Annotated in this window: 23 protein-coding genes; 17 read left to right on the forward strand and 6 right to left on the reverse strand. The window is 59.4% G+C overall.

Annotated elements, in window-relative coordinates; translation table 11 throughout:
• The first annotated feature begins 47 nt into the window (after nt 1–47).
• The 6 genes from MHN28_RS03360 (at nt 48) to MHN28_RS03385 (ending at nt 8,801) form a co-directional block, all read left to right on the forward strand.
• Nucleotides 48–1,364 carry an SDR family oxidoreductase gene (locus MHN28_RS03360; RefSeq protein WP_239335914.1) on the forward strand — a complete coding sequence of 439 codons (1,317 nt, stop codon included), beginning with the start codon at nt 48–50 and terminating at the stop codon, nt 1,362–1,364.
• Nucleotides 1,361–1,837, forward strand: a complete 477-nt coding sequence (locus MHN28_RS03365) for a DUF2269 domain-containing protein (protein WP_239335915.1) — start codon at nt 1,361–1,363, stop codon at nt 1,835–1,837. The genes MHN28_RS03360 and MHN28_RS03365 overlap by 4 nt, the downstream gene beginning before the upstream one ends.
• A 107-nt stretch (nt 1,838–1,944) precedes the next feature.
• Nucleotides 1,945–4,644: a DUF2339 domain-containing protein gene (locus MHN28_RS03370; protein ID WP_239335916.1), complete on the forward strand. Its 2,700-nt coding sequence runs from the start codon at nt 1,945–1,947 to the stop codon at nt 4,642–4,644.
• A 164-nt stretch (nt 4,645–4,808) separates the two neighbouring features.
• A complete protein-coding gene (gene ileS / locus MHN28_RS03375) occupies nt 4,809–7,721 on the forward strand; it encodes an isoleucine--tRNA ligase (RefSeq protein WP_239335917.1) in 2,913 nt (970 codons plus the stop codon).
• Nucleotides 7,722–7,801: 80 nt separating this feature from the next.
• Nucleotides 7,802–8,257: a methylated-DNA--[protein]-cysteine S-methyltransferase gene (locus MHN28_RS03380; protein ID WP_239335918.1), complete on the forward strand. Its 456-nt coding sequence runs from the start codon at nt 7,802–7,804 to the stop codon at nt 8,255–8,257.
• Between the two features lie 76 nt (nt 8,258–8,333).
• Nucleotides 8,334–8,801: a GreA/GreB family elongation factor gene (locus MHN28_RS03385; protein WP_239335919.1), complete on the forward strand. Its 468-nt coding sequence runs from the start codon at nt 8,334–8,336 to the stop codon at nt 8,799–8,801.
• 3 nt (nt 8,802–8,804) lie between these two features.
• On the opposite strand, the gene MHN28_RS03390 is transcribed toward MHN28_RS03385, so the two are convergent.
• From MHN28_RS03390 to fsa, 4 genes are all read right to left on the reverse strand, one after another.
• On the reverse strand, nt 8,805–9,500 hold the full coding sequence (locus tag MHN28_RS03390) for a phosphatidylcholine/phosphatidylserine synthase (RefSeq protein ID WP_239335921.1): 696 nt from the start codon (nt 9,498–9,500) through the stop codon (nt 8,805–8,807).
• An 86-nt stretch (nt 9,501–9,586) separates the two neighbouring features.
• Entirely contained in the window at nt 9,587–10,507 is a 921-nt protein-coding gene (locus MHN28_RS03395; protein WP_239335923.1) for a tyrosine recombinase XerC, read from the reverse strand.
• The gene (locus MHN28_RS03400; RefSeq protein ID WP_239335925.1) at nt 10,504–11,211 is read right to left on the reverse strand and encodes a DUF484 family protein; all 708 of its coding nucleotides are present in this window, start codon (nt 11,209–11,211) and stop codon (nt 10,504–10,506) included. Before MHN28_RS03400 ends, MHN28_RS03395 begins: the two co-directional genes overlap by 4 nt.
• Before the next feature lie 195 nt (nt 11,212–11,406).
• Nucleotides 11,407–12,060 carry a fructose-6-phosphate aldolase gene (gene fsa, locus MHN28_RS03405; RefSeq protein ID WP_239335927.1) on the reverse strand — a complete coding sequence of 218 codons (654 nt, stop codon included), beginning with the start codon at nt 12,058–12,060 and terminating at the stop codon, nt 11,407–11,409.
• Between the two features lie 88 nt (nt 12,061–12,148).
• Between fsa and MHN28_RS03410 the strand changes: the two genes are divergently transcribed.
• The 4 genes from MHN28_RS03410 to MHN28_RS03425 all read left to right on the forward strand — a co-directional run bounded on the left by MHN28_RS03410 (nt 12,149) and on the right by MHN28_RS03425 (nt 17,044).
• On the forward strand, nt 12,149–14,344 hold the full coding sequence (locus tag MHN28_RS03410) for a primosomal protein N' (protein ID WP_239335929.1): 2,196 nt from the start codon (nt 12,149–12,151) through the stop codon (nt 14,342–14,344).
• Between the two features lie 79 nt (nt 14,345–14,423).
• Entirely contained in the window at nt 14,424–15,656 is a 1,233-nt protein-coding gene (locus MHN28_RS03415) for an MFS transporter (protein ID WP_239335931.1), read from the forward strand.
• Nucleotides 15,657–15,722: 66 nt separating this feature from the next.
• Nucleotides 15,723–16,595: a 50S ribosomal protein L11 methyltransferase gene (locus MHN28_RS03420; protein ID WP_239335935.1), complete on the forward strand. Its 873-nt coding sequence runs from the start codon at nt 15,723–15,725 to the stop codon at nt 16,593–16,595.
• 104 nt (nt 16,596–16,699) lie between these two features.
• Nucleotides 16,700–17,044: a hypothetical protein gene (locus tag MHN28_RS03425; RefSeq protein ID WP_239335937.1), complete on the forward strand. Its 345-nt coding sequence runs from the start codon at nt 16,700–16,702 to the stop codon at nt 17,042–17,044.
• Between the two features lie 103 nt (nt 17,045–17,147).
• Here the strand turns inward: MHN28_RS03425 and MHN28_RS03430 are convergent, their stop codons facing one another.
• Nucleotides 17,148–17,360 carry a DUF1127 domain-containing protein gene (locus MHN28_RS03430; protein WP_239335939.1) on the reverse strand — a complete coding sequence of 71 codons (213 nt, stop codon included), beginning with the start codon at nt 17,358–17,360 and terminating at the stop codon, nt 17,148–17,150.
• A gap of 334 nt (nt 17,361–17,694) precedes the next feature.
• On the opposite strand from MHN28_RS03430, the gene ruvC reads away from it, so the two are divergent.
• The 4 genes from ruvC to MHN28_RS03450 all read left to right on the forward strand — a co-directional run bounded on the left by ruvC (nt 17,695) and on the right by MHN28_RS03450 (nt 20,577).
• Nucleotides 17,695–18,192: a crossover junction endodeoxyribonuclease RuvC gene (ruvC, locus tag MHN28_RS03435; RefSeq protein WP_239335941.1), complete on the forward strand. Its 498-nt coding sequence runs from the start codon at nt 17,695–17,697 to the stop codon at nt 18,190–18,192.
• Nucleotides 18,189–18,866, forward strand: a complete 678-nt coding sequence (gene ruvA / locus MHN28_RS03440) for a Holliday junction branch migration protein RuvA (RefSeq protein WP_239335943.1) — start codon at nt 18,189–18,191, stop codon at nt 18,864–18,866. The genes ruvC and ruvA overlap by 4 nt, the downstream gene beginning before the upstream one ends.
• A 4-nt stretch (nt 18,867–18,870) precedes the next feature.
• Nucleotides 18,871–19,890 carry a Holliday junction branch migration DNA helicase RuvB gene (gene ruvB / locus MHN28_RS03445; RefSeq protein ID WP_239335945.1) on the forward strand — a complete coding sequence of 340 codons (1,020 nt, stop codon included), beginning with the start codon at nt 18,871–18,873 and terminating at the stop codon, nt 19,888–19,890.
• A 63-nt stretch (nt 19,891–19,953) separates the two neighbouring features.
• Complete coding sequence (locus MHN28_RS03450) at nt 19,954–20,577, forward strand: hypothetical protein (RefSeq protein WP_239336827.1); 624 nt, start codon at nt 19,954–19,956, stop codon at nt 20,575–20,577.
• A gap of 19 nt (nt 20,578–20,596) precedes the next feature.
• Here MHN28_RS03450 and MHN28_RS03455 read toward each other — a convergent pair whose 3' ends face one another.
• Nucleotides 20,597–22,297 carry a SulP family inorganic anion transporter gene (locus tag MHN28_RS03455; RefSeq protein ID WP_239335947.1) on the reverse strand — a complete coding sequence of 567 codons (1,701 nt, stop codon included), beginning with the start codon at nt 22,295–22,297 and terminating at the stop codon, nt 20,597–20,599.
• A 200-nt stretch (nt 22,298–22,497) separates the two neighbouring features.
• On the opposite strand from MHN28_RS03455, the gene ybgC reads away from it, so the two are divergent.
• The 3 genes from ybgC (at nt 22,498) to tolR (ending at nt 24,189) form a co-directional block, all read left to right on the forward strand.
• Entirely contained in the window at nt 22,498–22,905 is a 408-nt protein-coding gene (ybgC, locus tag MHN28_RS03460) for a tol-pal system-associated acyl-CoA thioesterase (protein ID WP_239335949.1), read from the forward strand.
• A gap of 110 nt (nt 22,906–23,015) precedes the next feature.
• Complete coding sequence (gene tolQ / locus MHN28_RS03465) at nt 23,016–23,711, forward strand: protein TolQ (protein WP_239335951.1); 696 nt, start codon at nt 23,016–23,018, stop codon at nt 23,709–23,711.
• A gap of 1 nt (nt 23,712) precedes the next feature.
• The gene (tolR, locus tag MHN28_RS03470) at nt 23,713–24,189 is read left to right on the forward strand and encodes a protein TolR (protein ID WP_239335953.1); all 477 of its coding nucleotides are present in this window, start codon (nt 23,713–23,715) and stop codon (nt 24,187–24,189) included.
• Nucleotides 24,190–24,194: the final 5 nt, after the last annotated feature.

Consider the following 24,194-nt stretch of genomic DNA (forward strand, 5'->3'; position numbering starts at 1 on the left):
CGTCGGCGAGTCTGGTCAACGCGGCGTGAACCGTTACTGTGCCGGTGATGCAACCTGTTTTGATCTCTGAAAAAAACGTACTTGTTCTGGGTGCATACGGGTTTATCGGTGCCGCCGTAACCCGGTCGCTTCGGCGCAGCGGTGCGCGTGTTTCAGCGTTCGTGCGCAGCGAGAGAACGGGTGCGCAGGTCCTGCCCGGAGTGCCCACGGTGCAAGGCGATCTGCGCGATTACGCAGACCCACAGGATTGGCAGGACGCGCTGGCGGGTATCGACTGCGTCGTGAACTGTGCCGGCGCATTGCAGGATGGGCCGCCGGACGATCTGGAAGCCGTTCACCACACGGCGGTCGCCGCTTTGGGTCTGGCCTGTGCCCAACGGGGTATCGCGGTCGTTCAGGTTTCGGCAATTGGGGCGACTGCGGACGCTGATACGGATTTCATGCGAACCAAGGCCGCCGGGGATAAGGCGCTGAGGTCTTGCGGTGTTCCGCTTTGGATACTTCGGCCGGGATTGGTTATTGGGCAATCCGATTACGGCGGCACGGCCCTTTTGCGCATGCTGGCTGCTGTGCCCTTAGTTCAACCGGTGGCTTATCCCGAAACGCTTGTTCAGTGTATCGGAATGCCCGATCTGTGCCGCGCGGTCGTAGGCGCCGTTGCGGGAGAGCTGCCGCAAGGTACTTATGACCTTATCGAAGACGAACCACAGCCCCTCGTGAATGTTCTGGCCGAGACGCGCCAATGGTTGGGTTTTCCAGCCGCGCGCGTGACGGTGGCACTCCCCCCGGTTTTGACGCGCTTGGTTGCCAGCGGCGCAGATGGGCTCAGCCATTTGGGATGGCGCTCGCCCCTGCGCAGCAATGCGATGAAAGTAATGGAAACGGGCGTTGTCGGAGACCCTGAACCTTACCGGATGGCTGCTGGCTACGCGATCGCGCCATTAGAACAGATCCATGCAAACCTGACCTGTTCGCGAGAGCACAGGCTGACAGCACGCATGACGCTGTTGATGCCCTTCGTTGTTGGCGTTCTCAGCTTGTTTTGGATTCTGTCCGGCCTTTTTGGTCTTGTGGGGGTCTCTGCGGCAGCGAGCATTCTGATGAATGCGGGGTGGGGCTTTGCAGCCGCGCTTGCCAGCGTCATTTTCTGGTCCTTCGTCGATATCGCGTTGGGGCTGGCCATCCTGTGGCGGCCATGGGCGACGCGCGCTTGCTTGGCGCAGTTTGGCGTAGCCGCGCTCTATCTCGCGGCGGCGACACTCGTTGTTCCCGTGCTTTGGGTCGACCCATTGGGCCCGCTGACCAAGATCTTGCCCGCGATGACATTGTCTCTGGTCGCTTGGCCCATGTTGCAAAGCCGATGACAGACCCTGATCTGATCCTGCGCTGGTTGCACATTATCGGGGCCTGCATCCTGTTGGGCACCGGTACCGGGATCGCGTTTTTCATGCTGATGGCGCACCGGTCGGGCGATCCGCGTTTCATAGCGCAAACTGCGGGTGTGGTGGTGTTAGCCGATTTGGTGTTCACGACGACGGCTGTCATCGCGCAGCCGGTCACAGGGGGGCTGCTGGCTTGGCGGTTGGGATGGTCGCTGAGCGATGGGTGGATCGTTCTGTCATTGGCCCTTTACGGTGTAGCGGGCCTGTTCTGGTTGCCGGTCGTCTGGATACAGATCAGACTGCGTGACCTGGCTCGGACAGCTGCCGAATCCGGCGATCCTTTGCCCGCGTCCTACCAACGGCTGTTTCAGATCTGGTTTGCCTGCGGTTTTCCCGCATTCGCGGCTGTGCTGGCGATTGTCTGGCTGATGATTGCCAGACCAACACTCGGCTAAAGCCAGTTCGCGGCGATCTGCGCGCCACACAAATTTCATGTCATTTCGGGCTGTTGCACTGAACGACACCCGGTTAGCTTGTTGGCAAACCCGCTTGGAGGCTTCGATTGGAATCCCTACTCGTCCTTGTTGGATTGATCGTTTTGGCCATCCCCGTGGCTATTATTGTTCTGCTGGTCGCACAGGTCAGATTGCGTCGCAGGGTTGAACTGCTTGAATTGCAACTCCGCGCGCTTGGCGGAGAAACCCCCAAGCAGGAGGCGAAAGCTGAACCTTCTGAAGTGAAGGAAGCGAAACCTTCGCCTTGGCCGGCGATCAAGACCGCGACGCCTGAAACGGTCCCGAGTGAGGTGACATCCGAACCAGAGACGAAGGGCGCGTCTGTCGAGATTCCGGTCCGGGAAGATCGCCTCGCGGTGTTTGGGGCATGGTTGCGCGAGAACTGGTTTTACGCGGTTTCTGCACTGTCGCTGGCTCTGGCTGGCATATTTCTGGTTCAGTACGGCGTGGAAAGCGGGTTGCTGTCACCTGCAATGCGCGTCATCGCGGCTTTGGTCTTCGGGGCGTTACTGATTGGTACCGGCGAGGTGATCCGCCGCAAATATGGCGATGATGAATCCTCGGCGACTGCCTATCTGCCATCGGTTTTTTCAGGTGCTGGTCTGGTTGCGCTGTTCGGTGGTCTGCTGGCTGCGAGACAGCTGTATGATCTGATCGGACCCGAAGCCGCGCTGGCTGCAATGATCTTTGTGGCCGTCGTGGGTCTTGTGCTTGGCTGGTTCCACGGCCCGCTGTTGGCGGCAGTCGGCTTGATCGGAGCGTTCGCAGCTCCGTTTCTGGTGGGCGGAGCGTCAAAGGACCCCAGTTGGCTGTACGGCTATTTCTTTGTGGTTTCTGTGCTTGGTCTGGGTATCGACACTGTGCGCCGTTGGGCGTGGATATCTGTTCTGACACTGTTCGGCGGGTATACCGCATGTCTGTTGTTGGTTCTGTCCGCACCATTAACCGAACCGGAATACCTGCTCTGCGTGACCGCCCTGGCGGTGATCGCGATCGCGATACCTGTCCGACGGATTTGGCCCGATCATGGCGGGCGCATGATCAGCGAGGTCATCCTCACTGGAAAAGGTGCCCCATGGCCCGAGTTTCCAACCCGTCTGGCTTTTGTTGCGGTGGCTGTCAGCACAGCCATTCTGTCGCTCCATTGGCCAGATTCGGCGGCAGAATTCTGGCTGGGCGTTGTCCTGTTGTCCGGCCTGACACTGGGTTTGATGATCTGGGCCAGTCAGGCGCGGGCATTGCAGGACATGACCGTATTACCTGCTGCGGGACTGATCTGGTTCGTCCTGATCCACGGCTGGGACAACGGTGCGGTAGCGCGCCAGTTTGCGGAAACATATGCCGAGACCGCAGAGGCAGACTATCCGCTCGCCCTGACGATGTTGGTCGTGTTGGGGGCGGTGATCTCCGTCCTCTCGGCTTGGCGATCCCTGCGTATCACTGAGTATGCGGCGGTTTGGGCGGCTGGGGCCGCGATCTTTGCACCGGGTCTGGCCATCGCTCTTGAGATCGGGTGGCACCCGGCCAATGTAATTGGGGCCTACCCGTGGGCGCTTCACGCCATGGCGTTGGCGGTACTAATGGTGGTTCTGGCCGGTCGTTTTGCGCGCGTAGATGGTGAAAATCACCTGCGCTTCGCCTTGGTCACACTGTCTGCCTTGTCGTGTCTGACCTTTGCGTGTGTGATCGTCCTGAGCTCGGCCGCTCTGACAGTCGCGTTTGTCGCCCTGATCGCCACTGCCGCCGTGTTGGACCGCCGTTTTGATCTGCCGCCAATGGGCTGGTTCATTTGGGCTGGCGTTTTTACGGTGACGATTCGCCTTGTGCTAAACCCCGGTTTGGATTGGGCGACCGCCGCGCCTGTTGGGGAAATGGCGCTGGTCTATGCGGTGTCGGTCATCGGGTTTCTGGCAGCATGGGCGATCCTGCGACCGATGAACCGTCCGGTGATCCTGCTGTTGCTTGAAAGCGCTGCCTGGGCGACTGCGGGCATCTTGCTTTCTCTGCTGTTGCTGCGTTGGCTTGAAGGGTTTGGCGAGGGCGGCGCGGAAGACAGCCATTGGGGCCTGGGGTTGCTCTCGGTGATCTGGCTGTTGCTGGCCTGCGCGCAGGTGCGGCGGTTCGAACTGGGTGGCAAACTGACTTACGTGCGCTATGCGTTGGCTATGTTCTTCGCGGCACACGGAGTGTTCCGCCTGGGCGAGGCGCTAACTGTGGCGAACCCCCTGTTGCACGTACATGCTGATCCGGTACTTGGGGCTCCGCTGCTGAATACGCTGGCTGTGGCCTACCTTTTGCCAGCGATTATTCTGGCCGTTTCGGCGGCATGGCTGCCTGCGTTGCATCCGCGCTGGCGGCAGGTCTGTTTTGGATCGGCTGCGGTACTAGGTGCAGTCTGGCTGGGCCTCACGATCCGTCATTTCTGGCAGGGTGCCGGTGGCATGTACGCAGGCGACGGAGTCTCGCAGCCCGAGCTTTATACCTATACCATGACGCTTTTGATCATCGGCGCAGCGCTGTTCTATCAATCGCTCGCCCGTCGGTCCGATCTGATGCGCAAGGCTGGGCTGGCCGTGATCGGCCTTGCCGTTGCCAAAGTATTCCTAGTGGATATATCAGGATTGGGCGGGTTGATCCGGGTCTTTTCGCTGTTGGCGCTGGGTCTGGCATTGGCAGGTCTGGCGTGGCTCAATCGCTGGGCCAAGCTGCGCCATTCGCCGCACGGGGCGGAACCTCTGGACCATTAGGCTCGGGCGTCCTATAAGCGCGGCCATGTATGACCGCTTGGCCATCATTATTCGAATTATATCCCCGGCTCTCTGATCCTCTGAGACGCCGGGCAAAGGTGTTTGAGAACTCGCACCGACCGCTTCGATCCTAGTACGACCAGATCACCCAAAGGACGCCCCCAATGTGCGCCGACACGATCCAGACACCTGATTACAAAGACACGCTGAACCTGCCCAAAACCGAATTCCCCATGCGCGCTGGCCTGCCCAAGCGCGAACCCGCATGGTTGGAGCGTTGGGAGACGATCGGCGTCTATGACCGCCTGCGTGAAAAAGAGGGCCGCACGCCCTTTACCCTGCACGACGGGCCCCCCTACGCCAACGGCCATCTGCACATCGGCCACGCGCTGAACAAGACCATCAAGGACATGATCGTGCGGTCCCATCAGATGATGGGCTTTGACTCGCGTTATGTACCCGGCTGGGATTGCCACGGCCTGCCGATCGAGTGGAAGATCGAAGAGCAGTACCGCAAGAAGGGCAAGAACAAGGACGAGGTGAACATCGTCGACTTCCGCCAGGAATGCCGCAAGTTCGCCGAGGGCTGGATCGACGTCCAGCGCGAAGAGTTCAAGCGTCTGGGCATCACCGGCAACTGGCCCGACCCCTACATCACTATGGACTATCACGCCGAGGCCGTGATCGCTGACGAGTTCATGAAGTTCCTGATGAACGGCACGCTGTATCAGGGCTCAAAACCCGTGATGTGGTCACCCATCGAGAAAACCGCTTTGGCCGAGGCCGAGGTTGAGTATCACGACAAGGAAAGCTTCACCATCTGGGTGAAGTTCAAGGTCGTAAACGCTGGCGACCTTGATGACGCATTTGTCGTGATCTGGACGACGACTCCTTGGACCATGCCGTCGAATAAAGCGGTCGTGTACGGCAAGGATATCTCCTACGGCCTGTACGAAGTCACCGGCGCACCTGAGGAATGCTGGGCCAGAGTCGGAGACAAGTTCCTGCTGGCGGACAATCTGGCCGCCGACGTGCTAGGCCGCGCCCGTCTGAACGACGACCAGTGGACCCGCGTCCGCGATGTGACCGCCGATGAACTGGAAGGTGTCCAACTGACCCACCCGTTGGCCGGTGCCGAGGGCGGCAACGGTGAATGGGACGACATTCGCGACTTCCGCGCGGCTGAGTTCGTGACCGATACCGAAGGCACCGGCTTCGTCCACTGCGCGCCGTCGCACGGGATGGAGGAATTCGAGCTTTACCGCGATCTGGGTATGCTCGAGCAGGTCATCACTTACAACGTGATGGATGACGGCTCGTTCCGTGCTGATTTGCCGTTCTTTGGTGGCAAGTACATCCTGTCCCGTAAGGGCGGCGAAGGTGACGCGAACAAAGCTGTCATCGACAAGCTGGCCGAGGTCGGCGGGCTGCTGGCGCGCGGCAAGATCAAGCACAGCTATCCGCATTCATGGCGCTCGAAGGCCCCGATCATCTATCGCAACACGCCGCAGTGGTTTGCCTCGGTCGACCGTAAGCTGGACGATGGCATGGGCGAGATGGGCGATACCATCCGCGAACGCGCCCTGCGGTCCATCGACGAACTGGTGAAGTGGACACCGCAGACCGGCCGCAACCGCCTGTATTCGATGATCGAAGCGCGCCCGGATTGGGTTCTGTCCCGCCAGCGCGCCTGGGGCGTGCCTCTGACCTGCTTCACCAAAAAGGGGGCTCTGCCGACTGACGCCGACTACCTGCTGCGCAACGAAGATCTCAACGCCCGCATCAAGGCAGCGTTCGAGAAGGACGGTGCGGATATCTGGTACACCGACGGGTTCAAAGAAAAGATCCTCGACGGCATCGCCAACCCCGACGACTACGATCAGGTTTTTGACGTTCTGGACGTGTGGTTCGACTCGGGTTCCACACACGCGTTCGTTCTGCGCGACCGCGAGGACGGGACCGAAGACGGCATCGCCGATGTCTACATGGAAGGCACCGACCAGCACCGCGGGTGGTTCCATTCGTCCATGCTGCAGGCCTGCGGCACCAAGGGCCGCGCGCCTTATCGCAACGTGGTGACCCACGGGTTCACGCTGGACGCCAAGGGCAACAAGATGTCCAAATCGCTGGGCAACACCATCGTGCCGGAAGAGGTTATCAAACAATACGGCGCCGACATCCTGCGTCTTTGGGTGGCTCAGACCGATTACACCGCCGACCAGCGGATCGGGCCGGAGATCCTGAAAGGCACTGCCGACAGCTATCGCCGCCTGCGCAACACCATGCGGTTCATGCTGGGCTCGCTGGCCGACTTTACCGAAGCGGATCGGGTTGCACCCGAGGATATGCCGCGTCTGGAACGCTGGGTGCTGAGCCGTCTGGCCGATCTGGATGAACAGGTTCGCAAGGGCTATGCCGCGTTCGACTTCCAGGGCGTGTTCAGTGCCGTGTTCACTTTTGCCACAGTCGATCTGTCGTCGTTCTATTTCGACGTCCGCAAGGATGCGCTGTATTGCGACGGAGACAACCTGCGCCGCCGCTCGGCCCGTACCGTGCTGGACATCCTGTTCCATCGCCTGACCACCTGGCTGGCTCCGGTTCTGGTCTTCACCATGGAAGAGGTCTGGCTGGAACGGTTCCCGGGTGACGACAGCTCGGTCCATCTGGTGGACTTCCCCGACACGCCCGCCGACTGGCGCGACGCCGAGCTTGAGGCGAACATGGCCAAAGTTCGCCGCGTCCGCCGCGCCGTCACTGCTGCGCTGGAAGTGCAGCGTCAGGATAAGGTCATCGGCTCCAGCCTCGAAGCCGCGCCGATTGTGCATGTCGAAGATGGTGGCACCCGTGATCTTCTGGCGACCTTCGATGTGGATGACATGTGCATCACGTCCGGCTTGACCGTCACTGGCGACCCGGCCCCGGCCGAAGCGTTCCGCGTGCCCGAGATTGAGGGTGTCGCGGTAGTGTTCGAAAAGGCCGAGGGTGAAAAGTGCCAGCGCTGCTGGAAAATCCTGCCTGATGTAGGGCTGCACTCACATGCGGGTGTCTGCGGGCGCTGCAACGACGCACTGGGCTAGCCAACAACCCCCCGGCCGAAATGCCGGGGGTTTTTCGTTCCCTGCTTGCGCCAGGCGCATTGATCTGAAACGCTGTGCGTATGCCTATGATCGCCGTAGATACGCAGTTTGGCTGCCTTGGTATCGAAGAGACCGATGGTGCCATAACCCGCCTTGTTTGGAATGGCCGGAACGAAGGCCCCACAACACCGCTGCTGCAAGAGGCGGCGGCGCAGATGACCGCTTATGATGAAGGTCGTTTGGATCGGTTCGACCTACCGTACAAGGTGGCCGGTTCCGAGTTTCAGAGGCAGGTCTGCGACCTGATGTTCGTAATCCCTTTGGGGGAAACGCGAACCTATGGCGACATCGCCAAAGAACTTGGGCAACCACCGCAACCAGTCGGGCAAGCCTGTGGAGCAAACCCAATTCCCGTGATCATACCCTGCCATCGGGTTCTGTCCGCCAATGGTCTGGGTGGGTTCTCAGGCGAGGGGGGTGTCGAGACGAAAGTGGCCCTGCTGCGCCATGAACGCGCGGCTGGGCTGCTGATCTGAGTCTCGAAAACCGGTTGCAATCCCGTTGTTTGAGGCTCAACCTATATCAGTTGCTGAATTTGAAGGACCGCATTGAATGACTGCTCAAACAGACCCGGCCGCCCGCAAGAAGGCCATCATCGACCGCCTGATGTCGCTGGAAGAACAGGAATTGGCGACTGCGCAGGCGCATTACGATGCATTTCTGAAGGACTCGCAGCTGGACGACCGCGAAGGGCATGACAAAGACGACATCGCCGCATCGCGCGAGAACGCGGATCTGGCAGCGGCCTTCGACGCGCCGGTCCATGCCCATCACGCAAAGATCGACGTGATCGAGAATACGGATTTCAGCCTGACCGACAAGGTTCAACCGGGTGCGGTGGTCAAATTCAACAACCGTCGCTTCGTGGTTTGTGTTTCGACCACGCGGTTCGAGGTTGACGGAAAGACCTATATGGGGATCTCAACCCAAAGCCCGATTTATCTGGCCATGACCGGCCTGCAAGAGGGTGATGTTTTCACCCATAACGGCACCGAGTTTGAGGTTGAGGAAGTCCTGTAACCTTCAGTCCCTGCGCTGCGGGATCACCTGCTGCGCGATCCCTGCCGAAACCAGATAAAGGCTGGTGATCACAAGCCCCCAATGGGCCCAGCTTTCGGGGTGAAAATCGACCCAGGCGGCCCAACCGGCGAAGAACGTCCAGGCGAACGCCACCGGCAGCGACAGGTTGCGCCAGCGCTCTGTGCGAACGGGGTGGATGAATTTCAGCGGCAGGAACATCGCCAGTGACAACAGTGAGACCAGCAGCAGGATCACCCAGAAATTGGGCTCCAACGCGAAAATCACTATAACGAACATGTTCCAACAGCCCGGAAAGCCCGAGAATGAGTTGTCCTTGGTCTTCATCCGCGTGTCGGCGAAGTACATGGCACTGGCAAAGGTAATGACAATAATCGCAAACCAACCAGTCCAGCCGTCCATTAGGCCCGACTTGAACAGCGCAAAAGCCGGAATGAACACATAGGTCAGATAGTCGATGATCAGGTCCAGCAGAACGCCGTCAAATTCCGGTGCATTCTGTTTGACGTGGTAGTGACGAGCGAGCGGGCCGTCGATACCGTCCACGATGAACGAGATCACAAGCCACAGATACATCAGGCTCCATTTTTCCTCAACGGCGGCCAGCATGGCCAGCATCGCGAAGACAGCGCCGGTTGCAGTGAACAGATGTACGGAAAGGGCTTTGAGTTTTATTGTCATTTGTGTCTCTTGGACGATGCGCGCTGCAGATGCAAACCAAAAGCCCGCTAATCGCACAATGCGCGACGTCACGATCTGGCTGAAGGTCAGGCTTTGGGGTGGGCGCGGTTATAGACCTCCATAAGCCGCGCCGTGTCTACGGCGGTATAGGCCTGAGTGGTGGAGAGCGAAGAATGCCCCAGCAGTTCCTGAATGGCCCGCAGATCGCCCCCGGCGGACAGAAGGTGGGTTGCGAAACTGTGCCTTAGGGCATGTGGTGTGGCGGTTGCGGGCAGGCCGAGCTGCATGCGTGCCTTGGCCATCACACCTTGGATCGCCCGTGGGTTCAGCGGACCGCCGCGTACACCACGGAACAGAGCCTTATCGTGGGCCTGCGGATGCGGGCAAAGCTGCAGGTAATGCGTGACCGCAGCTTGGGCAGCAGGAAGAACCGGAACCACCCTTTCTTTCCCACCTTTACCGACAATGCGCAGGCTATCCGGTAAGGGCGCGTCCGCGCCGGTCAGGGACAGGGCTTCGGAGATACGCAGGCCACATCCGTATAGTAACGTGACAACGGCGACGTCCCGCGCCGAAACCCAATCGTTCGTTGATTGCAGCTCAACCGTTTCGATCATGGCGCGGGCGGCGTCTTCGGCCAGCGGGCGGGGGAGTTTCTTGGTGAATTTCGGAGCGCGGGTGGACAGAACAGCCGTGGGTTCGAACCCCTCGCGTTCGGCCAGCCAGCGGTAGAAGCTTTTGACAGCCGACAATTTGCGGGCAAGAGAACGCGCGCCCACGCCCGAACTGCGCTGATCTGCCATCCATGCGCGCATGTCGGATACGGTGATCCGGGCCAGTGCGGCCAAACCCTGCCGCTCACTGTGGTGCAGGGTTATGAATGACAGGAATTCGGTGACGTCACCGCGATACGCGGTCTGTGTGTTTTCCGACCGCCCCGCCAGCGCGCTCAGCCCGTCCAGCCAAAGCTGTAAAGCATCGCGACAGGCGGGTGAGATCAGGCTCACGACAGCCAGTGGCGCATCGAGCGTTCGAAGACGCCAGCAAAGAACGACAGAAGATCAGTGCCCAACTGTGGCGAAAAGTGATTGCGGTCCTTGGCGCTCATGACGATCATTCCGGGCAGACGTCCGGCACCCAGGTCAAGCCGCAGGCAGGCTTCAGAGCGTAGATGTTCAGCGTTGAGCCCCAAAATTCTGTGCGTCGGGTGAAGAATCTCACGCAATACCACGTCGCGGGCAGGGCCGCTGCGGTCGAAGGTCAGGTAATTGTCAACGAAACCGGGTTCGACGACCGAAAGCACCCCGCCCAATGTGTCGATGGCCGGATCTTCCTGCGTTGCCGTTGACTCAAGAACCAGCGTGATCCGATCCACGCGCAGGATTTCGGCCACATCGGTGCCGAGGGTGCGCAGGAAATCCTCGAACCCGGCGGGCTCGAGCAGGCGGATGATGGCGCGATGCACCTGATTTGTGCCTGCCAGATTCTCGTAGGCCGCCGCAATGACGGACCGATGCGTGTCTTCAAGCCTGTCCAGCCGCGCTTCAAGGCGTTGCATCGCGATGCCGCGCAAATCGATGATATTGTCGCCGCGCGCCTGTTCATTGGCTGTCACAAGCGCCTGCATAAGATCCTTGTCGTCCAGCACTGCGTCCGGCTCGGCCAGAATTGCGGCGCGCAAGTTGTCCTTGAGTTTGGTGTTGCTGCTCATGTCCCGCTCGGTCTTTTTTTGTTGAGGGGCTTATAACACGAGTTAGCGGAAATGCCTTGGAAAAAATACAAAACCTGCGGATTTCAAATGAGCTGTGCTCAGGGGCTCCCGCCTGCGAAACCCTGATCATTGATCAGGGCTTGGCAGTTGGGCCGGGCGCGGCTCCTGACGGAGCCGCGCGGTCGTGCAAAATGATCAGAGGATTTTCTGACCGGTCTTGGCCCAATCGGCCAGGAAGGTTTCCAGACCTTTGTCGGTCAGGGGGTGGTCGGCAAGCTTCTTGATGACGGCGGGCGGCGCAGTGATCACGTCGGCGCCGATACGAGCGCTGTCGGTGACATGGTTCACGGTGCGGATCGACGCGGCCAGGATTTCGGTCTCGAACCCGTAGTTGTCATAGACCTGACGGATGTCCGCGATCAGCTCCATGCCATCCATGTTGATGTCGTCCAGGCGCCCGATGAAGGGCGAAATGAAGGTTGCGCCTGCCTTGGCGGCCAAAATGGCCTGATTGGTCGAAAAGCACAGGGTTACGTTGACCATCTGACCTTCGTCCGAAAGCGTCTTGCATGTTTTCAGACCGGCCCATGTGAGCGGAACTTTAACGGCAATGTTCGGAGCGATCTTGGCCAGCTTGCGGCCTTCGGCGATCATGTCGTCGGCCTCGGTGGCGACAACCTCGGCCGAGACGGGGCCGTCAACCAGATCGCAGATCTCTTTGGTCACTTCCAGAATGTCGCGACCGGATTTCAGGATCAGAGACGGGTTGGTGGTCACACCGTCCACCATGCCCAGATCGTTCAGTTCGGCGATGGCGTCGATCTCGGCTGTGTCTACGAAGAATTTCATGAGGGCAGTCCTTTGATGGGTTGGCCTTGGTCGCGGATGGCTTTACCTCAAAGAGACCCATGCTGGAACCCCCTGCGAAGGATGTGCCGTGAGCGCTAACGGATTTTTCGACGAAGGAGAACTGATTGCGGTGCTGACAACGCAACCGCTGGACCGGACGCTGGATTACAAGGCGCCCGACGGTGGGTGTTTTCTTGGGGCTTATGTCGAGGTGCCGCTGGGGCCTCGGAAAGTTCTGGGAGTTGTCTGGGGGCCGGGACAGGGAGGGTTCGACCTTTCCAAGGCGCGATCGGTGATCCGGGTGCTTGAGGTCGCGCCGATGCGTGAAGAGATGCGGCTGTTTCTCGGGCGGGTGGCTGATTACACGCTGACGCCGATGCCCGCGATGCTGCGTTTAGCGACGCGCGCGCCGGGGTTGGGTGATCCGCCTTCGATGCGCAAGATTTACCGGCTGGGCAATGGTGAACCTGATCGGATGACCGACGCGCGGACACGTGTGTTAGAGGTTCTGCGCGATTATGGCGGGCTGGCATTTACGCTGAAAGAGCTTGCCGAACAGGCTGGGGTGACATCCTCGGTCGTAAAGGGCTTGGTCAAGCAGGGCGCTGTAAGAGAAGAAGACAGTCCTCGGGATTTGCCCTATCCGCCCCTTGACCCGGATTTGCCGGGCAAGGCGTTGACCGAAGATCAGGCCGCTGCGGTTGCCAGGCTGCAGGAAGGCCAGCGATCAGGAGATTACGGAACCACGCTGTTGAAAGGTGTGACAGGCTCGGGCAAGACCGAAGTGTATCTGGAAGCAGTGGCCGAAGCGCTGCGTATGGGGCGACAGGCGCTGGTTCTGCTGCCCGAGATTGCCTTGACCGCCGAGTTTCTGACGCGAGTCGAAGCAAGATTTGGTGCGCGTCCAGCCGAATGGCATTCCGGTGCGACCATGACTGAACGGCGCCGGGTCTGGCGTATGGTCGGGCAGGGGGATGCACAACTGGTCGTTGGGGCCCGGTCGGCTTTGTTCCTGCCATTTCGCAATCTGGGCTTGGTCGTGGTCGATGAGGAACACGATACCTCCTACAAGCAAGAGGACGGTGTCCATTATAGCGCGCGCGACATGGCCGTGCTGCGTTCGGCTATCTGTGGCGCGCGTGTGATTTTGGCAAGTGCGACGCCGTCGCTGGAAAGCTGGGCCAATGCAGAGGCGGGCAAATATGAACGGGTCGATCTGACGTCGCGATTTGGTGCCGCCGTTCTGCCCGAGATGAAGCCCATCGACATGCGGGCCGAGCAGATGCAACCAGGGACCTGGATTTCTCCGTCGCTGCGGCAGGCGGTGCGGCAGCGGATCGAGAAGGGCGAACAGTCGTTGCTGTTCATCAACCGCCGTGGCTATGCGCCGGTGACCCTGTGTCGGGCTTGCGGTGAGCAGATTGCCTGTGACCATTGCGATGCGCGGATGGTCGAGCACCGGTTCCTGAAACGTCTCATGTGCCACCAATGCGGTGAGACCAAACCGATGCCCGATGCCTGTCCTTCATGCGGCGTCGAAGGAAAACTGGCTCCGGTCGGGCCGGGGATCGAACGTCTGGCAGAAGAGGCCGAAGCCACTTTCCCCGAGGCCAATATCGCGATGTTGAGTTCGGATTTATTTGGCTCGGCCAGGGCATTGAAGGCCAAGATCGAAGAAATAGCCGAAGGGGACGCGGATATTGTCATCGGCACGCAATTGGTCGCCAAGGGGCACAATTTCCCGAAACTCACATTGGTTGGTGTTATCGATGCGGATCTCAGCTTGCACGGTGCCGATTTACGCGCCGCAGAACGGACCTTTCAGCTGATGCGTCAGGTTGCGGGTCGGGCGGGTCGTGCGGACAAACCGGGGCAGGCGTTGTTGCAGACATTCCAGCCCGAACATCCTGTGATCCGGGCTATTCTGTCCGGCGACGAAGAGGGGTTCTGGAAGGCCGAAGCTGCTGGGCGGCAGGCTGCCGGGATGCCTCCCTACGGCCGAATGGCCGGGATCGTTCTTTCCGGCCCTGAGGTCGGCCCCGTTTTTGACCTGGGCAATGCGATGGCCCGCAACGATGCGCCGCTGCGCGAAATTGGGGCGCAGGTGTTTGGCCCTGCACCAGCACCGATTGCGAGGATTCGGGGCAGGCACCGGGTGAGATTGCTGGTCAAAGCCCCGAAAGGCGCACCGATACAGGACGCGATCGCCCGTTGGATCGCTCCGTTGCGCCTGAAAGGTGATCTGCGTTTGACCGTGGATATCGACCCGCAGAGTTTCTACTGACCTCTGCATCAGCGCAGAGCAGCTGTGCGCGCACGCCTTACCTCTCGCCAAAATCGGAAAATGGGCGTAGAGGAGTCCCATGCTGAAACCAATGCCCCTCGCTGAGGCGCAGAGCCTTCCGTTCTGGCGCCGCCCTGTGACGCTCTTGTTCGTGATGGCGCTGATGATGCCAATTGCGTTCAATGCGTGGAGCGCGCTGTTGAACAATTTCGTCATCGAGGTGGCCAATTTCGATGGGGCGGATATCGGCCTGCTGCACACCGTGCGTGAAATCCCCGGTTTCCTGGCCGTTGGCGTGATCGCAGTGATCATTTTCGTGCGCGAGCAGGTGCTGGCGATGATCTCGCTGATGATGCTCGGCGTGGCAACGGCAGTGACGGCATGGTTCCCCAGCCTTGGCGGGTTGCTATTTGTAACTCTCTTCAGTTCGATCGGATTCCACTACTACGAAACGGTGAACCAGTCGCTGCAACTGCAATGGCTGCCCAAGGATCGCGCGCCCCAGGTGCTGGGATGGTTGGTGGCCATGGGCTCTGCCGCCACAGCGGTGGTCTATGGTTTGATCGTGCTGACATGGGACCGGTTTGACCTGTCGTACAATACTGTGTTCATTGCCGCCGGTGGCGTGACTGCGCTGTTGGCGCTTTTCTGTCTGTTTGCCTATCCGCAATTTGACGCTCCGACGCCACAAACCAAAAAGCTGGTGCTGCGCAAACGCTACTGGCTGTATTATGCGCTGCAGTTCATGGCGGGCGCGCGCAGGCAGATCTTTGTCGTCTTTGCGGGCTTCATGATGGTCGAGAAATTCGGCTTTGAAGTTCACGAACTGACAAGCCTTTACCTGATCAACCTCATGATCAACATGGCGGCAGCTCCGATGTTGGGCAAAGCCGTGTCCGTGTTTGGCGAGCGTCGAACGCTGATCTTCGAATATGCAGGCTTGGCGATCGTCTTTGCAGCTTATGGCGGTATCTACTGGTTTGGTTGGGGTGTGGTTCTGGCTGCGATCCTCTACGTCATCGACCATGTGCTGTTCGCGCTGGCGCTGGCGCTGAAAACCTATTTCCAGAAAATCGCGGACCCGGCGGATATTGCGCCAACCGCGGCCGTGGCCTTTACCATTAACCACATTGCCGCCGTATTCCTGCCAGCACTCCTGGGCCTGTTGTGGGTTGTCTCGCCCGGTGCGGTCTTTGCCTTGGCCGCCTTGATGGCAATCGTATCGTTGCTTTTGTCGCTGCTGATCCCGCGCCATCCCGAACCCGGCAACGAGACCATCCTGACGAAATACGCACCCGCACCAGCTGAATAAGGGCAAGCGCTTGACCTTGGCGGGTCATCGCCATAGGCGCTGTATCAACTGATACAGGAGGCCCCCATGCCCACATTCACCGCGCTGACGACTTTGACCGGTAAGAAAGCCGCCGAAGGGCTGGGCGAAGCCATGGAGCGTCTGGACCCGGAGCCTACCGGTGTGGGTGTCTTTGAGGTCGAAGACGGCTCGGGCCTGTGGGAGGTTGGCGGCTACTTTACCGAAACTCCGGACGAAACCGCACTGGCCGTTCTGGCGGCGGCGTTTGAAGCCAAGCCTTTTGTGGTGTCCGAACTGCCCGAAACAGACTGGGTCGCCCATGTGCGCCGCGAGTTAGCTCCGGTCGAGGCCGGGCGTTTCTTTGTCTACGGCAGCCACGACACTGACAAGCTGCCTGAGGGACGTATCCCTTTGTTGATCGAGGCCGCCATGGCCTTCGGGACCGGCCACCATGGTACGACATTGGGGTGTCTGAAAGCGTTGGACAAGCTTCTGAACGAAGGGTTCACCGCAACGAAAGTGGCCGATATCGGCTGCGGTACGGCTGTACTGGCTATGGCGGCTGCGCGGGTCTGGGAGGGTGAGATCATCGCCAGTGATATCGACGAGGTCGCCGTCGATGTTGCCGAAGCCAACCTGAAGGCCAACGGAATGTCTGGTCAGGTGCGTTGCGTCGAAGCGGCGGGCTTCGACCACCCCGAACTGAGCGCGATCGCGCCATATGATTTGATTTTCGCGAACATCCTCAAAGGCCCGTTGGTGGCTTTGTCCCCCGAAATCGGAGCGAATCTGCGGGTCGGTGGGCACGCAATCCTATCGGGAATCCTCAATGAGCAGGCCGATGATGTGATTTCGGTTTATTTACAAAACGGGTTCAATTTGGAGCAAAACAGCCAAATTGGTGAATGGACGACGCTAGTCTTAAGCAAACAGGGCTAAAATTGGGCCTTTTGCGGGAGTTTTGTGGAGTTTTGCCTCGTTTTTGTCGCAATCTGTTTTTACCGTCGTAACGTGGAATCGGGGGGCGGTTTTGGGAGGCTGCCATGACGGGAAAACAATTGGAGTTTGATCAGCGCGTTACACGCCTGAACAAAAAACACGCAAAACTGAGCCGTGGCTATCGCGCGACGATGCGCAAAGACGGCCTTGTGGTCATGAAACCACAGAGGGTGAAATCTGCGCTACCGGCGAAGGTTCTGCTGATGTGTCTGGTCGGATTGTTCGCTTTCAAGACATTCTTGCTGACCAGTCTCGGTCCATCCGGCTATCAGCACCGGCTTGACGCCTTGAATGAGGGTACGTCGGTCGAAAAAGCCGGCGCTTGGGTGATGCAGATCGATCCGGTCTCGCAAGCGCTCTCTGAACAGATTGCTAAGATTCTTCCCTGAGCTTTGTTCAGGTGAACGAGAAACGCCGCGCATTCGGTGATGCGCGGCGTTCTACTTTGCCCCGAGGGAGGAGAGGGGCATTAGAGTGGTGGTTTGTTCGTTCTTAACGACGACCTTCGGCCACGACGTCAATATCGCCACGGCACAGACCGATATCTTCCAGCTCGCGGTCACTCAGACCGCTCAGCGTGTTGCGAGTAACGCGGGCGTCATTCCATTCGACAACGGCATTCACGACCGATGCGAAATTCGCGCCGATACGGCCAACGAGGCCGAACGAGCCAGTGGTGGTGCGGGTGGTGTCCAGTGCAGCCATATCCTGTTTCCTTCTGGTTTAGGTTAACGTTCTGATCATCCGATCTGAGCGGCATCTAGTGACGCCGGATCGCCTGTGCAAGGGCGGAAATTGCAAATGTCCTATGCGTTTTTTGCAGGGCTCTAAGAACATTAAAATCCCTTAATTTATTGGCCATTGTCCGGTAATGAATCGTGTCGAATTCAGACTTTCTGCGGTCGCAAATCGACCGTTTTGTCGCGGGTGAAACAGGTCTGTCGTTTTCAGGCTTTCGGTCAATTCGCTTGGAAAATGTTCACGCTTCGTGCTAATCCGAAAGAAAGATCACAAAAACCCGAGCAGGCCGAGGCAAATTATGCGGATTTTGGGCATTGATCCGGGGCTCCGAACCCTGGGATGGGGCGTCATCGAATCGCATGGCAGCCGCCTGAGCCACGTTGCCAACGGGTTATGCAAATCTGACGGGGACGATCTGGGCGAACGTTTGTTGTCGCTCCACAATCAAATCGTCGAAGTCATCGCCGAACATCAACCCGATCAGGCCGCCATTGAACAGACCTTCGTCAACAAGGACGGGGCCGGGACGCTGAAGCTGGGTCAGGCGCGTGGCGTGGCGTTGCTGACCCTGGCGCAAGCGGGGCTGCCGGTGGGGGAATATGCGCCCAACCGGGTCAAGAAAACGGTCGTGGGTGTCGGGCACGCCGAGAAAGAACAGGTTCTTCATATGGTCAAATTGCAACTGCCGGGTTGTCAGCCCAAAGGAGCGGATGCCGCGGATGCGCTGGCGATAGCCATCTGTCATTCTTATTACGGGGCAGCGCCACAGACGCGCATGAAAGAGGTGCGGGCATGATCGGAAAACTGAGCGGGCGTCTGGATTACCGCGCTGCGGACCACGTGCTGATCGACGTGCGCGGGGTTGGCTATATCGTTTATTGTTCGGATCGGACAATGGCGGCGTTGCCGGGGGTGGGCGAGGCGGTCTCGATCTACACCGACATGGTCGTGCGCGAGGACCTGATGCAGCTTTATGGCTTTCTGTCGCTCGTCGAAAAGGAATGGCACCGGCTGTTGTGCTCGGTTCAGGGCGTCGGGGCTAAAGTCTCGCTCGCCATCCTCAGCGCCTTGGGGCCGGATGGGGTCAGCCGAGCGATTGCGCTGGGTGACTGGGGCGCGGTCAAGGCGGCAAAAGGGGTAGGACCGAAGACCGCACAGCGGATCGTGTTGGACCTCAAGGACAAAGCGCCAGGCGTCATGGCGATGGGCGGAACCGTGACCGAGGCGACGGACGGTCCGGAGTTGGAGGTTGTGGAATCGGCCGAACCTGCGCCTGTGCCCAAACGGGTCGTGAAACCGGTCTCGGGGTCAGCGGCGGCCTCTGCCGGGGCATTGTCGGCGCTGTCCAATCTGGGTTATGGACCGTCAGAGGCGGCCTCGGCTGTTGCAGAAGCGGCGGCCAGCTTGCCTGATGCGGGTGAGTCGGAGCTGATCCGCGCCGCTCTGAAACTGCTGGCTCCGAAAGGGTGACTGAATGGTAGACGCCGATCCAACCCTGCGCCCTGAGCCCATGCCCGAGGACAACGACCGCGCACTTCGACCGCAGGGGCTGGACGAGTTCATTGGTCAAGCCGAGGCGCGTGCCAATCTGCGCATCTTTATCCAGTCCGCCCGTCAGCGCGGCGAGGCCATGGATCACACGTTGTTTCATGGTCCTCCGGGTCTGGGTAAGACGACACTGGCGCAGATCATGGCGCGCGAGTTAGGGGTGAATTTCCGCATGACCTCGGGCCCGGTCTTGGCCAAGGCGGGTGATCTGGCCGCGATCCTGACCAATCTGGAATCGCGGGATGTACTGTTCATCGACGAGATTCACCGCCTGAACCCGGCGGTCGAAGAAGTCCTGTACCCGGCGATGGAAGATTTCGAGCTCGATCTGGTGATCGGCGAGGGCCCTGCGGCGCGGACGGTTCGGATTGAGTTGCAGCCGTTCACACTGGTCGGAGCAACGACCCGGATGGGGCTGCTGACGACGCCGTTGCGCGACCGGTTCGGCATTCCGACGCGGCTGCAGTTCTACACGGTTGACGAATTGCACGAGATTGTCACCCGCAACGCGCGCAAACTGGGCGCGCCTGCTGATGACGCAGGTGCTCGCGAGATCGCACGCCGCTCGCGCGGGACGCCGCGGATCGCGGGTCGGCTGCTGCGCCGGGTGGTGGACTTTGCCATCGTCGAAGGTGACGGGCGGATCACACGCGAATTGGCGGATGGCGCGCTGACGCGGCTGGGAGTCGACAATTTGGGCTTGGATGGCGCCGACCGGCGATACCTCAAGCTGATTGCCGAAAACTATGCCGGTGGTCCTGTCGGGATTGAAACTCTGTCTGCTGCACTCTCGGAGAGCCGAGACTCGCTGGAAGAAGTGATTGAGCCCTATCTGCTGCAGCAGGGCCTGATCCAGCGAACGCCGCGCGGGCGGATGCTGGCGCAGAAGGCGTGGACTCATCTGGGTATGGCCGCGCCACGTGGGCAAAGTGATCTGTTTGGTTGAAGCCGGGCAGTTAAGATTTTATGCCTTCGGCGAGAGTATTTGGAAAAAGATGAAGGACTGCGCGTGACACCGGACGAGATTGAGGCCTTGTTCACCCGTGAAAGCGGTGAGTTCCTGTTCGCGCGTTGGGGTCGCCCCATCGTGCCCATCGTCTTTGGGGTCGAAGACGAGACACTGGCGACCGTGAAAGGTGCGTTTGAGGCGGTGGTGTCTCTGGCCGATCACAAGATGGCCGAGACGGACCCAGAACTGGGCGCGAATTGCATGGTGTTCTTCTTCCGTGACTGGAAAGAGCTTTTGGAGGTGCCCGATCTGGACCGGCTGGTTCCTGATCTGGCCCCGTTGATTGATCGACTGGTCGCAGCCGACGCCAACCAGTACCGCGTTTTCCGGTTTGAGGAAGATGGCGCGATCCGCGCGGCCTTTGTATTTCTGCGAATGGATAAGGAATTGTCCAAAGTCCCGGCCGAGACATTGGCACTCAGTCAGGTGGTTCAGACCATCCTGCTGTGGTCCGATACGGCCTTTCGAACCCAATCGCCGCTGGCAGTAGCGGGTGGTTCGACGATTCTGCGCCCGGATATCGCCGAGTTGATCCGCGCGGCCTATGATCCTGTGCTGCCGGGGGCAGCACAGGATGCCTCTCATGCGCTACGCTTGTTTGCGAGACTGCAACAGCCTCAATGACGCTACTCAGCCAGTGTCATCATGCGGTGACGCTGCTCCGGTGAAAGGCGCTCAACAGATCGCTGCCTGCGTCAAAGTAGGCATCATCCCCCACCAGAGCGGTGACTCCGTACCGGTTCAGCTCTGACCGGACATGCGGTTCGACGAGTAGAAAGACCAATTTGATGTTCTTCGCGCGTAACAGCTTCTGCACGTTGCGCAGCGTATAGCCGGCCGTGAAATCCACGTCGTCGATGGCCGACGCCTCGATGCAGAACCACTGCACTTCGGCTTCGGAGGCCCGAGTGATCGCCGTGACCTCATCCGAAAGCCGTTGCGTATTTGCATAATACAGGCTGTGAGAGAAACGATAGATGACCAGGCCGGGTTCGAACTGGTTTGGCGCAGAGATGGGTTTGGAATGCCATCCCCCGTCGTTTTTGACGATTACCGAGTTTTTGGGCCGATATCCGCGGCGGGTATGGTCGATCAGAGACAGAACCATCGCAAAGATGATGCCCTGTTCCACGCCCACAAAAACGACCACGGCCGCAGTGGCAACCGCGATCCAGAATTCGGATCGGGCTTGTTTGTAAATCGCAGTCAGTCCTTTCAGGTCGATCAGTTTCACACCGATCAGGAAAACGACGGCGGACAGGGCCGCGTTTGGCAGATAAGCCAGCGGGCCAGTAAGGAATAGGATAACAACCAGAACAATCAAAACCGTTGTTAGCTGAGCGACCTGACTGCGACCCCCGGCGCTCGCCACCATCTCGGTTTTGGTGGGGCTGCCATTGACCACGAACGTCCCTGTAAATGCGGCCCCCAGGTTAGCGAGGCCCAACCCCACGAGATCAGTGTTCTCGCTGAAATTCTCTTCGTACCGGGCGGCATAGGCCCGCGATGTCGCGGCACTTTGCGCAAGGATCACAACAAAGATCGACAACGCGGTGGGCAGCAACTGTTTGAACAGGTTCCAGCTCCAGTCCACATCCGGTATCGACAATGCGGGCAAGCCACTGGGAACTGCGCCCAGAACGGCGATGCCTGATGCGGTGAACTGAAAGGCCCAGCTGCAAATGATCACTCCCAATATTGCGAACAGCGGGCCGGGCAGTTTGGGGGACACTCTTCTGCACCCGACAACAACTGCCAAAACAGCCAGTGATACCGCCAGCGTCGGCCAGCTGGTCTGATCCATATGCAGGATGGTCTCTTTCAGCTTGGCGATTGTTCCATGGCCTTCGGTATTGATCCCCATAAGGCCGGGTATCTCACCAGTTGCGACCTGAATGCCCACGCCGGTCAAAAAGCCGACCAGCACGGTTCGGGACAGGAAGTCGGCCAGAAATCCAAGGCCGATGATCCGAGCTGCAATCAGCAGGACTGCGGCCATGAGGGCCAGAAGTGATGCCAGCGCCAGGTATTCCGATGACCCCGAAACAGCCATTCCCGCAAGCGCCGAGGCTGTGATCGCGGCTGTCGCTGAATCGGCGCCAACCACAAGATGGCGGGATGATCCGAACAGGGCGAACAGTGCCATCGGGATGAGAATGGTGTACAGGCCCGTCACAACAGGCGTGCCTGCGATCTTGGTGTAGCCCATGACTTCGGGGATCGCGAGGCAGGCAAAGGTCAGACCGGCCAGAACTTCCGCCGGCAGGGTGGCGCGATTGAACGGCAAGACGCCTTGAAGGATCGGAATTGCGAATTTTTCCTCTTCTGTGTTGGGCTTAGCCATTCGGTCACCTGTCGATTTCACGTCAGTTGTCAGGGAGACTAGTCGGCAAAATGTAATATATCGATAGTGAGCGCCCGATGATCCCAAAATTGTCCCCGCGAGGGGATTGCAGGAACCGCGGCAAGCATGCATCTGTTTCTGGTAAGGATTTGCCTGACGCTTGACGTATTGATGCCAATTGAAAGACCGGACCTGATATCATGGCCACAGAAGCCGACGCCCCTCACAAGCATATCTTTCCGATCCGGGTCTATTACGAAGATACCGACATGGGCGGTGTCGTCTATCATGCGAATTACCTCAAGTTTATCGAGCGCGCGCGATCGGACTACGTCCGCGGGCTGGGCAATGATCAGAATGCCATGCGCGACGGCGGGATCGTTTGGGTCGTGCGCCGGATCGAGGCAGACTACCTGTCGCCGGCGAAGTTTGACGATGAACTGATCGTTGAAACTTGGCTATCTTCAATTTCCGGGGTTCGCCTGACTATGGGGCAGCTTGTCAAGCGCGGAGAGACCGAGGTCTTCCGCGCATCGGTGACCGCCGTATGCATGAATGCGCAAGGCAAACCGGTGCGTCTTCCGGCAGAGATTCGCGCATTGATGTAACAATTTGTCGGTCCGGGGTGGTTATGTTGGCTTTTCGTAACCAACTGCGTTAGCGTTTGGCAAAACAAGGCCAAACGAACGGCCGTCAGGCAAAAACAAAGAGCAGGTTCATGGAAGCTGAAACGCTGGCGCTGGCGCAGGAGATCGATTTCTCCATGTGGGGGCTGTTTGCCCGCGCGACCTTCATCGTCAAGATCGTGATGTTGATTTTGGTGGTCGCATCCTTCTGGTCCTGGGCGATCATCGTTCAAAAGCTGATCAACTACCGTGCGGCCCGCCGTGAGGCGCAGGTGTTTGATGAATCCTTCTGGTCGGGCAACCCGTTGGATGAGTTGTTCGAACAAATTGGCACGCAACCCGATGGCAGTTCCGAGAAGATATTCGCCGCTGGTATGATTGAGTGGCGCAGGTCGCATCGAACCGACGGTGGCCTGATCGCGGGTGCCACGGCACGGATCGACCGCTCGATGGACGTTGCTATCGCCAAAGAAGCAGAGACGTTGCAAAAGGGTTTGCCCATTCTGGCGACGGTCGGGTCGACGGCACCGTTTATCGGTCTGTTCGGTACCGTGTGGGGCATCATGAACGCCTTTATCGAGATTGCCGAACAGCAGAACACGAACCTGGCGGTTGTTGCCCCCGGTATTGCCGAAGCGTTGTTGGCCACGGGTCTCGGTCTGTTGGCCGCGATCCCGGCGGTGATTTTCTACAACAAGCTCAGCGCGGATAGTGACCGGATCGTTGGTGGGTATGAGGCTTTTGCCGACGAGTTCGCCACCATCCTGTCGCGGCAGTTGGACGGCTGACATGGGTGCGGCGGTACAGCAATCGTCAAACGGCAATGGGCGCAGACGTGGGCGTCGGCGTGGGCGTGCGCAGCCGATGGCTGAAATCAACGTGACCCCGTTTGTGGATGTCATGCTGGTGTTGCTGATCATCTTCATGGTCGCGGCGCCGCTGCTGACAGTTGGTGTGCCGGTGGACTTGCCGAAAACAGCCGCAAGCGCCTTGCCGGGCGACAACGAAGAGCCGTTGACCGTGACGCTGACAGCCGATGGCCGGGTGCAAATCCAGACCACGGATGTTGTGCGCGAAGAGTTGATTGGTAAACTGCGCGCCATTGCGGCAGAGCGCAGCAGTGACCGCGTGTTCCTGCGGGCCGATGGTGCCATACCTTACGCTCAGGTGATGCAGATCATGGGCGCGCTGAACGCAGGTGGGTTTTCCAATGTGGGGCTTGTGACAGACACCGGCGGCCCGTCATTGGACGAAGGTGGAGAGTGAGGCCG

The organism is Ruegeria sp. Ofav3-42 (assembly GCF_022347725.1).
GTDB lineage: Bacteria > Pseudomonadota > Alphaproteobacteria > Rhodobacterales > Rhodobacteraceae > Ruegeria.